Origin of the sequence: Colwellia sp., assembly GCF_013214175.1 — a bacterium.
Lineage (GTDB): Bacteria > Pseudomonadota > Gammaproteobacteria > Enterobacterales > Alteromonadaceae > Colwellia.
This window is the reverse complement of sequence record NZ_JABSPA010000003.1, coordinates 169,803-182,858: the sequence shown is the minus strand read 5'-3', so window position 1 is coordinate 182,858 and position 13,056 is coordinate 169,803. Positions and strand designations below refer to the sequence as shown.

Genomic DNA, 13,056 nt, shown 5'->3' with positions numbered 1-13,056 from the left:
TTGTGAAGATATTAGGGCTTACCTAGCTAAGCTTTAGAACAAAACTTTACTGGGAGTAACCACTTATCCAAAAAGGCTAGCATATATTAATACCCCTATCATATTACTCAAAATAAAAGAGCTAAAACCAATTCCTAAAGTAAAAGACTTAAAGTAAATATTTACCGTAAATACCTAAAGTAATACAACTATAACAAAAAAGGCCATTAACATTTCCATGTTAATGGCCTTTTAAAATATGGTGTGAACAAAAACTATTAGTGAGTTTCAGAAACCATATTTATAGTGTACTTAGGGATATCTACCACAAGATCTTCATCACCAACAATTGATTGGCAGCTAAGACGTGACTCAGGCTCTAAACCCCATGCTTTATCAAGCATATCCTCTTCAAGTTCATCGCCTTCTTCGATAGAGTCAAAACCTTCGCGAATAATAACGTGACAAGTAGTACATGCACATACTTTTTCACACGCATGTTCTATTCCAATATCATTTCTTAACGCGACGTTAAGTACGCTCTCACCCTTTTCGGCTTCAACAACTGCGCCATCTGGGCATAATTCTTCATGAGGTAAAAATATAATTTTTGGCATTTTATCTATTCTCTGCTTGCAAGGCTTTCGCCTAACTTAAATATAAATTAAATATTATCTGAAGATAAGCTAAAGCTTATCAACCGATTGGCCAGCAAGGGCTTGGCTAATTGAACTATCCATACGACGTTCAGCAAATATTGCCGTACTATCGTTTAACTTATCAAGGGCACTTTCTATCGCCTTAATATCACTACCTTGGCTTACTTGAGCGAGGAGCTTAATCGCACTTTCAATAACAGCAATCTCATCACTGTTAAGCAATTTACTATCCGCAACTAAAGCCGCTTGTACTGATTCAATAACACGTAAGGCGTCAACTTGTTGCTCTCTTAGCATACGCGCTTGCATATCTTCAGCAGCGTTGCTCATTGAATCTTTAATCATCTGACTAATTTGATTGTCATCAAGACCAAATGAAGGTTTAACTTCAATACTTGATTCAACACCGGTAGACTTCTCCATCGCCGTTACCGAGAGTAAACCGTCGGCATCAACGTTAAATGTTACTCTTATATGAGCAGCACCAGCAGTCATAGGCGGAATACCACGTAACTCAAAACGGGCTAATGAACGACAATCATCAACTAACTCACGTTCACCTTGTAATACGTGTACCGCCATGGCTGTTTGGCCATCTTTAAAGGTGGTAAATTCTTGTGCTTTTGCTACAGGTATAGTGGTATTTCTTGGGATGACTTTTTCAACTAAGCCGCCCATAGTTTCAAGACCAAGAGACAATGGAATAACGTCAAGTAATAACATATCACTATCAGGTTTATTACCCGCTAAAATATCTGCTTGAATAGCAGCGCCAATAGCAACCACTTTATCGGGGTCAATTGAGGTTAAAGGAGTCTGATTAAAGTACTTTTCAACTTCGCTACGTACTAAAGGTACACGTGTTGAACCACCTACCATAACAATTTCTACCACTTCATCAATGGTAATGCTGGCATCTTTAAGTGTACGACGACAAGCACGTAATGTTTTATTAACTAATGAGCCAATAAGTTCATTTAACTGTGCTTTACTGAAATTTATCGACCAACTTTTCCCGTTATCAAGCGATAGATTAATAGTAACTTGTTCGGTATCGGTTAACTGCTCTTTAGCAAAACAAGCTTGTTGCATCAACTGACGCTCAAGCGAAGGTGATAAAGGTCTTTGTAGACCGGCTTGCTCAACGAGGTAGTCAACAAGCACAACATCAAAGTCATCACCACCAAGTGCCGAATCGCCACCCGTCGCTAATACTTCAAAAACACCTTTATTTAAACGTAATATAGAAATATCAAAAGTACCACCGCCTAGGTCATAGACAGCGATAATACCTTCTTGTCCTGAATCTAGCCCGTAAGCCACTGCTGCTGCCGTTGGTTCATTTAATAACCGTAATACACTAACACCCGCTAATTTTGCCGCATCTTTGGTACTTTGCCTTTGCGCATCGTCAAAGTGAGCAGGCACTGTTATAACAACGCCTGTTAGCTCGCCGCCTAAAGCAGCTTCTGCACGTAGCTTTAAGCTTTTTAATATTTCTGCTGACACTTGCACTGGGTTAATAGCGCCTTGCCTAGTCATAATTTCAGGATGATTCTCATCACCACAAAATTCATAGGGTAAAGATGGATATTTACTTTGAATATCTGGCAGTGAGCGTCCTATTAAACGCTTAGCAGAAGTAATGGTATTCGGTGCATCTTCGATGCTAAATGCTTGAGCTTTATGACCCACTAAGATATTGTCTGCTTGATAGCTGACAATAGAGGGTAATAGATCACGGTCTTGATCATCGCTCAAAGTACGTGCATTACCGCTTTGCACACTTGCTATCAAGGAGTTGGTGGTACCAAGATCTATGCCGGCAGCTAATCTATGTTCGTGGGGAACGGTACTTTGACCGGGTTCTGCAATTTGTAATAAAGCCATGATGTTAATTCAATGATCTGAGTTTAGGTTAATGGTAAATGTTAAATACTAATGTGCTTGGCTGTTAATTATTGATGTCTGTTAGCATTACTCGTCATCAAACAAAGCATCTTCAAGACGATCCACTTCAACATTTAGCTTTTGATAAAACTTTAATTTGCGTAAATTATCGCATGCTGCACCATTAGATGCTGAGTTATTTTCACTTATCTGCGCTCTCATCAGCTGAGTGAGCTGTAAGTATTCACTCGATAGTATTCGTTGAACTTCAAGTAAAGCGGCATCAACATCACCGGCAGACCTAACGTCTTCAAGCATTTCGCGCAATTCCATCTGACGCATTAAAAAGCTAGTATCACCAAAGGTGTTCTGCTCATTAGGCATATCAACACCACGTTGAACTAAAATATATTCAGCACGTAGTAATGGTTGTTTTAGCGTTTGGTAAGCGTCATTAATGTGCGCTGATTTTTGTACGGCAATACGCTGTTCTTGCTCTGAAGCATGGGCAAACTTATCTGGATGCACAGCTTTTTGCAATGCTTGATAACTTGATGAAATGTTTTGTAAATCGATATCGAAAGAGGCTTCAATACCGAATAATTGGAAGTAATTCACTGCTTATACCTAGAGAAAATGGTCTAAAGCTTTCTATAATAAGCTCAATTATAATAATGTTTTAAACTCGAAGGAACTTGGTTCAAGTACAAGGCGAAAGCGCGGAGTTGACGTTAGTCAATGAGCACTTTCAACGCCGTAATTGAATCAAGTTGCAAAGAGATTAAACATTAAACGACTCACCACACCCACACTCACCTTTGGCGTTAGGGTTAGTGAATTTAAAGCCTTCATTTAAGCCTTCTTTAACAAAGTCTAGCTCAATGCCATCAAGGTAAACCAAGCTTTTCGCGTCAATGATAATGTTGACATCATCAATAGAGAACAGCTGATCATCTTCATTTAAATCATCAACAAACTCGAGCACATAAGCTAAACCTGAACAGCCGGTAGTTTTAATACCTAGGCGAAGCCCAAGCCCTTTGCCACGATTTTGCATGAACGATTGAACACGTTCAGCCGCTGCTGGTGTCATGGTAACAGACATCGTTTTCTCCGTTATTTACCTTGTTTACTTTTATAATCTTCAATCGCTGCTTTAATGGCATCTTCAGCCAAGATAGAGCAATGAATTTTTACCGGTGGTAAAGCTAACTCTTCAGCAATATCGGTATTTTTAATTTTACCCGCTTCTTCAATTGACTTGCCTTTTACCCATTCAGTAACCAATGAGCTTGACGCAATTGCTGAGCCACAACCGTAGGTTTTGAATTTTGCATCTTCAATGATGCCATCAGCAGAAATTTTAAGTTGTAACTTCATCACGTCGCCACACGCAGGTGCGCCAACCATACCAGTAGCTACTGATGGATCGTTTTTGTCCATTGAACCAACGTTACGTGGGTTCTCATAATGGTCTAATACTTTTTCGCTGTAAGCCATGTTACTCTCCTAACTTGTGCCAAATTGTCATTAGGTAATTTCCAGAAATCACCTAATACACTTTATTTGACACCAAATTTATCTAAAGTGCTGAACTATTTTACTAAACATAATTGTGTTAAATATAGTTTAGTGAGCAGCCCATTCAATTGAATCTAAATCGATACCGTCTTTAAACATTTCCCAAAGCGGTGACATATCACGTAAGTGACCGATTGAGTTTTTAATTAACTTAATTGCGTAATCAATTTCTTCTGCAGTAGTAAAGCGGCCAAAACTAAAGCGAATTGAGCTATGTGCCATTTCATCATTTAGTCCTAAAGCACGAAGTACATAAGAAGGCTCTAAGCTCGCTGATGTACAAGCACTACCAGAAGATACCGCTAAATCTTTCAATGCCATGATAAGTGACTCACCTTCAACAAAGTTGAAGCTGACATTTAAGTTACCAGGGTAACGCTTCTCAAAATCGCCGTTAACAAACACTTGTTCCATGCTGTTCACACCAGCCCATAAACGGTCACGCATTGCAGTAACATGAGCAAGATCTTGCGCCATTTCTGCTTTAGCTAAACGACACGCTTCGCCCATACCAACAATTTGATGCGTTGCTAAAGTACCTGAGCGCATACCACGTTCATGTCCGCCACCGTGAGTTTGTGCTTCAAGACGAATACGAGGTTTACGGGACACATATAATGCGCCTATGCCTTTAGGTCCGTACATTTTATGTGCTGAAATCGACAGTAAATCAACTTTCAATGTTTGCATATCAATGTTAATTTTACCGGCACTTTGCGCGGCATCAACATGAAAAACGATTTTACGTGCACGACATATTTCACCAATTTCATTGATGTCTTGAATAACACCAATTTCATTGTTTACATGCATTATGCTCACTAATACTGTGTCATCACGCATGGCGTCACTTAATTTATTTAAATCAATTAAACCATTTTCTTCTGGGTCAAGGTAAGTCACTTCAAAGCCTTGACGCTCTAATTCACGACAAGTATCTAACACCGCTTTATGTTCAGTTTTGCTAGTAATAATGTGTTTACCACGTTTGTGATAAAAATTAGCAGCACCTTTAATGGCTAAGTTATTTGATTCTGTTGCACCTGAAGTGAAAACAATTTCACGTGGGTCGGCATTAATTAATTCAGCAACTTGATTACGAGCGATATCAACCGCTTCTTCGGCTTGCCAACCAAATTTATGTGAACGTGACGCAGGGTTACCAAAATGACCATCTGTGGTCATATATTGCATCATTTTTTCTGCGACACGTTTATCTACTGGTGTAGTAGCTGAGTAATCAAAATATATAGGAAGCTTCATTCGCTAACTCTCTCCGATGGTAAATCTTTAATACGACACGATTGGTTATTACCAATCGTTCATTATATTTTTAGTGGTTATTAGTGTATCTAACGCTATGCTTTTATTAGCATTTATATGCAGTGCATCTTGGCGTTTAGAAACCTCTTTCACATCTCGCTTAGCCACTAATTCTGATAAGCTGATGTTTTGCAAAAACTCTTCAATGCGTTGACTTAACCCTTCCCAAAGAGAATGGGTTAAACATTGTTCGCCATCCTGGCAATTGCCTTTTCCTGAACATTTAGTTGCATCAACACTTTCATTTACTGCAGAAATCACATCAGCAACCGCTATTTGAGCTGAACATCGTCCCAAGCGATAACCGCCTCCAGGACCACGAACACTGGTAACTAACCCTTGCTTGCGTAAACGAGAAAAGAGTTGTTCTAAATAAGACAAAGATATACCTTGGCGTTCTGAAATATCAGCCAAAGATACAGGTCCAGATATGGCATGAATAGTAACATCTAACATGGCAGTAACTGCGTAACGACCTTTAGAAGTAAGTTTCATAATCTACTCTCAAACACTATGTTGGTGTACTCAATATATCAATTTAGTAGGACAACTAAGTCAAAACTATTTAACAGGAAGACATAGAAAAACATGCCTTGCTTTGCAAATTCTGCGCAATTCTACATAACCCTACAGATTAGTCAAATGAATACCCGAGTAATTTACTCAAGTATTGTACACCAAGAAGTACTGAGCGAAAAGTAATAGTTGACTAATTTAGTCAACTATTAATTTTTAATGAAACTAATTTAATAAAACTAAATTTCAGGATCAAAGCTGGTCACTTTACTTTCGCGACGCTGTGCCGCCGCTTTTTCATCTTCAACAAACTCGCCGACTCTTAATTCAGGCAAGTTTTTATCACAAATATCGCCACCTAGGGTATTAACTTCTTTGCAAAGAGCGCTAACACGATCATCCATGAGATGCACATGGTCAAGCAAACGACCAATGGCTTTTGCCACAGGATCAGGATTATCGTGCGAAACAGCATAGGCATCAAAACCATATTTTTTAGCGGCTGCTTCTCGTTGTTGACCTTCACCTTTACTCGGTTTATCTGGAACGATTCTTCCAGGGATACCGACCGCAGTAGCGTTAGCAGGTAGATCTTTAACCACCACTGAATTAGAGCCAACTTTACCGCCCTTGCCTATAGTGATAGGACCAAGTACTTGTGCACCAGCGCCAATAACAACATTATCTTCTAAGGTAGGATGGCGTTTACCAGCTTTCCAGCTAGTACCACCTAAGGTAACACCGTGATATAAGGTTACATCATTGCCAATTTCGGCGGTTTCACCAATAACAATGCCCATACCATGGTCAATAAAAACTCGTCGACCTAACTTAGCACCAGGATGAATTTCAACGCCGGTTAACCAACGAGAGAAAGTAGATATAACTCGCGCTAAGAGCTTCCAATTAGCGCACCATAACCTATGACTTAATCGGTGAATCCAAATTGCATGCAAACCAGGATAATTGAGGATAACTTCAAAACTGGTACGAGCGGCGGGATCTCTATCAAAGACACTATTGATATCTTCTTTGATACGGCTAAACATAAATTATTCCTTCTCTTTCTCTTAAGTGACTAACAGCTATGTTAGCCACAATTAACTGTTATGACTTCTCTTTACTAGACCTTTCCATCGAGGCAAAAATCCCACGCATCATCTTAACTTCTTTAACATCAGGTCTAGCGCGATTAAATAAGCGTCTTAGTTTAGTCATCACTAAACCAGGATGGTTTTCTACAATAAAGCCAGTGGCTTTAAGTGCTTTTTCAAAGTGTTGATAAAAGCGCTCTGTTTCTTCACTTACAGGATAAAGCTCTTCATCTTCATTCTTAGCTTTAGCCACTGATTTACCATTACCGGTACTGCGTTCTTGATAACTTTGATCATGCGCCAGTAAGTAACTGGTACGCACTTCATAACTTAACGTTTGTACTGCCATGGCCAAGTTCAGTGAACTATAATCTGGGTTCGCTGGAATCTGTACATGAAAATGACAAAGCTGTAACTCTTCATTAGTTAAGCCACTACTTTCGCGACCAAAAACTAACGCTACAGGATATTCATCTGCCTCGGCTATCATCTTCTCACCACAGCCTCTTGGCTCTAACATAGGCCAAGGTAATGTTCTCGAACGCGCACTAGTTCCAACAACTAAACCACAATCTTCAATCGCTTCAGCGAGTGTACTAACCACTTTAGCATTGGCTAAAACGTCAGTTGCCCCAGCAGCCATTGCTTGCGCCTGACCATTTGGCATTTCAATTGGGTCAACTAATATAAGTTGGCTTAAGCCCATGGTTTTCATGGCTCGTGCTGCACTACCAATGTTTCGACAATCTGAAGTGTTTACTAAAACGATTTTAACGCGATCTAATAGTGAACCTGGGGTCTTACTTTGCTGAGAACCTTGTTGAGAATCTGACATTTTTCGCTCTACTTGTTTGTTTAATTGGATGAGTAAACTTATTTAATGCGCTTATCTAACCCATCTAGATGGCCAGTATTCTAACATAGAAGATTACTGCTGTAGCTAATAAAAAGCACGCTTAATAAGCATATTTATCTATGGCAATTTGATATTTAATAGTCTTTTTATTTCTATCAAAAAACTAAACCAACAAGATGCTTATTTATTAAACGACTATTTTTGTAATGCTATCGCTTAATGATATAAAATTTGATATACTTTGCGCGCTAAAATTTTCAAGACAATGTTTGCTTGAAAGTTCGTTCTTTTAAAAATTATTTACAAATAGGTACACTATTATGCATCCCATGCTAAATATTGCCGTGCGCGCAGCGCGTACAGCAGGTAAAGTTATCGTTCGCTCTATGGAGCAACTTGATAAAGTTGAAATTGAATCAAAAGGCACTAACGATTTCGTCACCAGTGTTGATATTAGCTCTGAAGAAGCCATAATTGAGACTATTCGTAAATCTTACCCAGATCACACTATTATCGGTGAAGAATCTGGCATTTTAAAAGGTAAAGATGACGATTACCAATGGATTGTTGATCCACTTGATGGCACAGCTAACTTCATAAAAGGCATTCCTCACTTTGCCGTTTCTATTGCTTTAAAAGTAAAAGGTAAATTAGATCAAGCGGTAGTATTTGATCCCATTCGTGGTGAGTTATTCACTGCCAGTCGTGGTAAAGGTGCACAACTAAACGGCTTTAGAATCCGTGTAAATAAAAACAAAGAAATTTCTGGTACTATTCTAGCTACTGGTTTCCCTGTTAAATACAAACAACATAGCGTTGCTTATATGGCAATGTTCTCAGCATTATTCCAAAAATCAGCTGATATGCGCCGTGCTGGTTCAACCTCACTTGATCTTGCTTATGTAGCTGCAGGCCGTGTTGATGGTTTCTTCGAAATTGGTACTAAACCATGGAATACTGCTGCTGGTGAACTGCTAATTATTGAAGCTGGTGGCTTAGTTACTGACTTTGTTGGCGGTCATAACCATGCACAATCAGGCAATATCGTTGCCGCAAATACTCGAATATTAAAAGACGTATTAAAAGAAATTCGTCCTCACTTAGGTGATGCACTTAGCAAGTAACTCCTAGCTGAGTTTACTTAATAAGCCTAAGTAATAGCAGAATAATATTAAGCGCCACAGTAACCTTACTCAAATAAGGTCACTTTGGCGCTTTTTTTGCTTTAGACTAACCCTATAGTTTTTAGTACATTTGTTAAGAGAGCTCATGGAAAACATTAATACCGCAAAACAACCCTTCATTGCAGGGGAAGTTGCCCTAGTAGGCGCTGGTCCTGGTGACCCTGATTTACTCACTATTCAAGCTTATCGTTTTATCAAACAAGCAGAGGTGGTTATTTATGACCGCCTTGTTAGTGAAGAAATCATGGCATTACTGCCTAGAGACTGTCAGCAAATATATGTAGGTAAAAAGCAAGCAGATCATAGAGTTCCGCAAGAAGGTATCAATCAACTTCTGGTTGATAATGCCCTATTGGGTAAAAGAGTAGTACGTTTAAAAGGCGGCGATCCTTTTGTCTTTGGACGCGGCTCTGAAGAAGCACAGTTTATATTAAGCCATGGCGTCGCCTGCCACATTGTACCTGGTATGACAGCGGCATCTGCTTGTACTAGTTATGCGGGTATCCCGTTAACGCATCGAAAAGTTGCCCGCAGTTGCACCTTTATCACCGGAAACGTGCAAGATAATGGTGCATTAGATTTACCTTGGCAGGCATTGAACGATAAAGAACAAACCATTGTTTTTTACATGGGTATAAAAAGTTTACCGGTAATAATCACTCAGCTTACCGCAGCAGGTCGCGATATAAATACGCCCGCAGCATTGATTCGAAAAGGCACCCATCAAGACCAACAAGTGATAAAGGGCACATTAGCTAATTTAACCGAGCTAGTGACCTTACATAAGATAACGCCACCCAGTTTAATTGTTATTGGTGATGTCGTGGGAATATTTTCCAGTGAGCGACTGACTAACTTAGGCTATTTAACGCCTTAAATGCAGGAATAACAGTACTCGATAATACCTAGAAAATGACACCTAGCTAATGACGCAGAGCTAGTAGCTACTAGGCTAATAACAAAAAAGGCTTATGATGAATATTTTACTATTCGTCATAAGCCTTTTTATTTATTAATAAGTTCTAATGAGAACTAGCTATTATTTGTACGTCTAGGTCTACGAGGCTTAGGCCCAGTACCGTCATATTCCGGTTTTTTACGTCTAGATGAATCATTACCAGGCTTGCCCTTATTGCCAGTAGCATTGCCACCAGAGCGCTGCCCATCTTTATGCTCAACTCGACCTCTACCACGTCCTGAACTTTGACTTGGTTTAGATTTTGGCGGTCTACCTTGTCTTAAAGGCTTGATCTCACGGGATTCACCTAATTCATTGGCAGGTATAAACTTATCAATAACTTTTCGTTCGATGTGCTGCTGAATAACATGTTCAATGCCCCACAATAAGTCTAACTCATCGGCACAAACTAATGACAATGCTTGTCCAGTATTACCTGCACGGGCTGTACGGCCAATACGATGCACATAATCCTCAGGAACATTCGGTAAATCAAAGTTAACCACTTGTGGTAATAAATCAATATCAATACCACGGGCAGCAATATCGGTTGCCACAAGTACTTTTACCGAGCCATCTTTAAAGGCAGCAAGGGCCTTAGTACGCGCGCCTTGGCTTTTATTACCATGGATAGCCGCTGCAGTTAAGCCTTCAGCTTCAAGGTGCTTAGTTAGCTTGTTTGCGCCATGTTTGGTTTTAGTGAAAACCAACACTTGTTGCCAGTTATTTTCTTGTATTAAATGCGTTAATACCGCTGATTTACGTTTTTTATCAACGGCCATCAACCATTGAGTGACTTTTTCAGCCGTGCTATTTTCAGCATCTACCGAAATCTCTAAAGGGTTATTGACTAAACCTTTAGCTAAAGCGCGGATTTCAGGAGAGAAAGTTGCCGAGAACAATAAGTTTTGACGGCCTTTTGGTAGCACTGCGATAAGCTTTTTAATATCGCGAATAAAGCCCATATCTAACATACGATCGGCTTCATCAAGAATGAACACTTCAAGTTGACTAAATTTTACCGCTCTTTGATTGTATAAATCGAGTAAACGTCCTGGTGTTGCCACAAGTACATCAACGCCTTGGCGAAGTCTCGTTATTTGTGGGTTAATTTTCACGCCACCAAAAACTACCATTGAGTGTAAATTTAAATACTTACCATAGGTCTCTATGCTTTCGTGGATTTGCGCTGCTAGTTCACGCGTAGGGGTAAGTATTAATGCTCTTACGTTGTTTGATGCAACCTTATTACCTTTGTTAGTAGAAAGGCGCTGTAATAGCGGTAAAGTAAATCCTGCTGTTTTACCCGTACCTGTTTGCGCTGCAGCCATAATATCGCGTCCAGAAAGAACTGCTGGAATAGCTTGCGCTTGAATAGGAGATGGCGTTTCATAACCCTTATCACGCACTGCTTTTAGTAATGGCTCAGATAAACCTAAATCAGTAAACTTGGTTGTCGGGGTATCGCTCATAAGAATCTCTTTAGTAAATAGCAAATACTGACAGCGGGATGAAAATGTTGGCAGTATGAAGGGGCGGCAGCATACAGTAAGGTTAATACCAAGTCTATTAAGTTATCTCTCACTCAGCTAGATATATACCCAAACAACCTCAAGGTGCAGGATTCAGCTGAAATTAGAAACGTATTTAGGCAAGGCATTGATTGAAGACAATGGTTATTCAGGAGAATGTGCTCCTGCATTCTCTAAGAAGCTACATCCATGTAGCGTCTTTCTCGAAATCAATAACGATGGATAAAACGTTTCTAAACCAGCCCTAGGGGGCGTATGAGCAAATAATATTCATCGTTGCGTATGTAATTAAGGGAATGACCATTAATGAAATATGCGCCTTGATTATGAATCGCTCTTCCGCCCTGAAACGAGCACCTTGAAGTAGCTTGGGTATATACCTGTTTTAGCTGAATTCTGCAGCTTCAGGTCGAACAGGTATAAAATAGTGTCTGTAAGTGTAGTGCAAAATAAATAGGCTAAAAATAAAAAAACCGAGCAACTTTCGTTACTCGGCCTTTTATAATCATTTAACAATAATGCTTAAGGCATCATAGCCTCTTGATCAGCACCTTCTTTTTCAATCACTTCTGGTATCAAGTCTTCTCTTGAAATACCTAAGCCCAATGCCACTAACGAAGCAACATAAATTGATGAGTAAGTACCAACAAAAACACCAAATAATAATGCCGTAGCAAAACCGTGAATTAGCTCGCCACCTCTAAAGAATAAAGCCGCCAATACTAACAAGGTTGTTATTGAAGTAATAAAGGTACGGCTCAAGGTTTGTGTTAAGGAGATATTAATCACTTCTTCAGCATCTGTATTTCGTATTTTCCTAAAGTTTTCACGAATACGGTCCGAAACAACAATGGTATCGTTAAGGGAGTAACCAATAACCGCTAATATAGCCGCCAATACCGTAAGATCGAACTCTAATTTTAAAATAGAGAATAAACCCAGGGTTAATAACACATCGTGAAATAAAGCCACTACTGAGCCAACGGCAAAGCGCCATTCAAAACGAAAGGCAACATACATAAGTATGCATATAAGCGCCGTTAACATGGCTAAACCGCCCTGTTCAGCTAACTCGTCACCAACGCTGGCACCAACATACTCGATACGACGCATATCAACTTTCTGCCCTGAGCCAGACTCTAAAAGAGCCAAGATTTCATTGCCAAGCATTTCAGCTTTTACATCTTCACGTAAACCAAGGCGAATTACCACATCACGGCTGCTGCCGTAAAATTGTACTTTGGCATCAGCAAAACCATTATCAGTCATTACTTGGCGTATTATCTTTAAATCAGCGGGTTGTTCAAAACCGACCTCAATCAAGGTGCCACCAGTAAAATCTAAACCAAAGTTTAGTTTATTGGTTGCTAGTGAGACAATTGAAGCAATCATCAATATTGCACTAAATACCATGGCTATCTTGCGATAGCTCATAAAATTGACAGTTTCTTTTAAGTGTAAAATTTGCATAATTTATCGTTCCT

The 13,056-nt window shown here is 39.5% G+C and carries 13 protein-coding genes; 2 read left to right on the top strand and 11 right to left on the bottom strand.

All coding sequences use genetic code 11. From position 1 onward, the window contains the following. Positions 1–257 precede the first annotated feature (257 nt). The 9 genes from fdx to trmJ form a co-directional block, all read right to left on the bottom strand. On the bottom strand, positions 258–596 hold the full coding sequence (gene fdx, locus HRT55_RS09300; protein WP_291620717.1) for an ISC system 2Fe-2S type ferredoxin: 339 nt from the start codon (positions 594–596) through the stop codon (positions 258–260). Between the two features lie 69 nt (positions 597–665). Then, positions 666–2,528 carry a Fe-S protein assembly chaperone HscA gene (gene hscA, locus HRT55_RS09295; protein WP_291620716.1) on the bottom strand — a complete coding sequence of 621 codons (1,863 nt, stop codon included), beginning with the start codon at positions 2,526–2,528 and terminating at the stop codon, positions 666–668. An 87-nt stretch (positions 2,529–2,615) separates the two neighbouring features. After that, a complete protein-coding gene (gene hscB, locus HRT55_RS09290) occupies positions 2,616–3,146 on the bottom strand; it encodes a co-chaperone HscB (protein WP_291620714.1) in 531 nt (176 codons plus the stop codon). Between the two features lie 163 nt (positions 3,147–3,309). Further along, entirely contained in the window at positions 3,310–3,633 is a 324-nt protein-coding gene (gene iscA, locus HRT55_RS09285; protein WP_291620712.1) for an iron-sulfur cluster assembly protein IscA, read from the bottom strand. Positions 3,634–3,644: 11 nt separating this feature from the next. Next, positions 3,645–4,028, bottom strand: coding sequence for a Fe-S cluster assembly scaffold IscU (gene iscU / locus HRT55_RS09280; RefSeq protein WP_019029442.1), 384 nt, complete (start codon positions 4,026–4,028; stop codon positions 3,645–3,647). 129 nt (positions 4,029–4,157) lie between these two features. Then, positions 4,158–5,372, bottom strand: coding sequence for an IscS subfamily cysteine desulfurase (locus HRT55_RS09275; protein WP_291620708.1), 1,215 nt, complete (start codon positions 5,370–5,372; stop codon positions 4,158–4,160). Positions 5,373–5,420: 48 nt separating this feature from the next. Then, the gene (iscR, locus tag HRT55_RS09270) at positions 5,421–5,927 is read right to left on the bottom strand and encodes a Fe-S cluster assembly transcriptional regulator IscR (RefSeq protein ID WP_291620706.1); all 507 of its coding nucleotides are present in this window, start codon (positions 5,925–5,927) and stop codon (positions 5,421–5,423) included. Positions 5,928–6,187: 260 nt separating this feature from the next. Then, positions 6,188–6,997, bottom strand: a complete 810-nt coding sequence (gene cysE, locus HRT55_RS09265; RefSeq protein ID WP_291620704.1) for a serine O-acetyltransferase — start codon at positions 6,995–6,997, stop codon at positions 6,188–6,190. Positions 6,998–7,055: 58 nt separating this feature from the next. Beyond that, on the bottom strand, positions 7,056–7,877 hold the full coding sequence (trmJ, locus tag HRT55_RS09260; RefSeq protein WP_291620702.1) for a tRNA (cytosine(32)/uridine(32)-2'-O)-methyltransferase TrmJ: 822 nt from the start codon (positions 7,875–7,877) through the stop codon (positions 7,056–7,058). 341 nt (positions 7,878–8,218) lie between these two features. Here trmJ and suhB point away from each other — a divergent pair, with 341 nt between their 5' ends. Together suhB and cobA are read left to right on the top strand one after the other, a co-directional pair. Further along, positions 8,219–9,022, top strand: coding sequence for an inositol-1-monophosphatase (gene suhB / locus HRT55_RS09255; RefSeq protein WP_291620700.1), 804 nt, complete (start codon positions 8,219–8,221; stop codon positions 9,020–9,022). 145 nt (positions 9,023–9,167) lie between these two features. Then, positions 9,168–9,959, top strand: a complete 792-nt coding sequence (cobA, locus tag HRT55_RS09250; RefSeq protein WP_291620698.1) for a uroporphyrinogen-III C-methyltransferase — start codon at positions 9,168–9,170, stop codon at positions 9,957–9,959. A gap of 155 nt (positions 9,960–10,114) precedes the next feature. Here cobA and HRT55_RS09245 read toward each other — a convergent pair whose 3' ends face one another. After that, complete coding sequence (locus tag HRT55_RS09245) at positions 10,115–11,512, bottom strand: DEAD/DEAH box helicase (protein ID WP_291620696.1); 1,398 nt, start codon at positions 11,510–11,512, stop codon at positions 10,115–10,117. Between the two features lie 582 nt (positions 11,513–12,094). Then, a complete protein-coding gene (gene secF, locus HRT55_RS09240) occupies positions 12,095–13,042 on the bottom strand; it encodes a protein translocase subunit SecF (RefSeq protein WP_291620694.1) in 948 nt (315 codons plus the stop codon). Positions 13,043–13,056 lie beyond the last annotated feature (14 nt).

What these genes read in the sequence shown, in the direction of transcription:
- iscU (WP_019029442.1), bottom strand. Translation starts at nt 4,028, where the DNA reads ATGGCTTACAGCGAAAAAGTATTAGACCATTATGAGAACCCACGTAAC.
- cysE (WP_291620704.1), bottom strand. Translation starts at nt 6,997, where the DNA reads ATGTTTAGCCGTATCAAAGAAGATATCAATAGTGTCTTTGATAGAGAT.
- HRT55_RS09275 (WP_291620708.1), bottom strand. Translation starts at nt 5,372, where the DNA reads ATGAAGCTTCCTATATATTTTGATTACTCAGCTACTACACCAGTAGAT.
- secF (WP_291620694.1), bottom strand. Translation starts at nt 13,042, where the DNA reads ATGCAAATTTTACACTTAAAAGAAACTGTCAATTTTATGAGCTATCGC.
- trmJ (WP_291620702.1), bottom strand. Translation starts at nt 7,877, where the DNA reads ATGTCAGATTCTCAACAAGGTTCTCAGCAAAGTAAGACCCCAGGTTCA.
- iscA (WP_291620712.1), bottom strand. Translation starts at nt 3,633, where the DNA reads ATGTCTGTTACCATGACACCAGCAGCGGCTGAACGTGTTCAATCGTTC.
- iscR (WP_291620706.1), bottom strand. Translation starts at nt 5,927, where the DNA reads ATGAAACTTACTTCTAAAGGTCGTTACGCAGTTACTGCCATGTTAGAT.
- suhB (WP_291620700.1), top strand. Translation starts at nt 8,219, where the DNA reads ATGCATCCCATGCTAAATATTGCCGTGCGCGCAGCGCGTACAGCAGGT.
- fdx (WP_291620717.1), bottom strand. Translation starts at nt 596, where the DNA reads ATGCCAAAAATTATATTTTTACCTCATGAAGAATTATGCCCAGATGGC.
- cobA (WP_291620698.1), top strand. Translation starts at nt 9,168, where the DNA reads ATGGAAAACATTAATACCGCAAAACAACCCTTCATTGCAGGGGAAGTT.
- hscA (WP_291620716.1), bottom strand. Translation starts at nt 2,528, where the DNA reads ATGGCTTTATTACAAATTGCAGAACCCGGTCAAAGTACCGTTCCCCAC.
- HRT55_RS09245 (WP_291620696.1), bottom strand. Translation starts at nt 11,512, where the DNA reads ATGAGCGATACCCCGACAACCAAGTTTACTGATTTAGGTTTATCTGAG.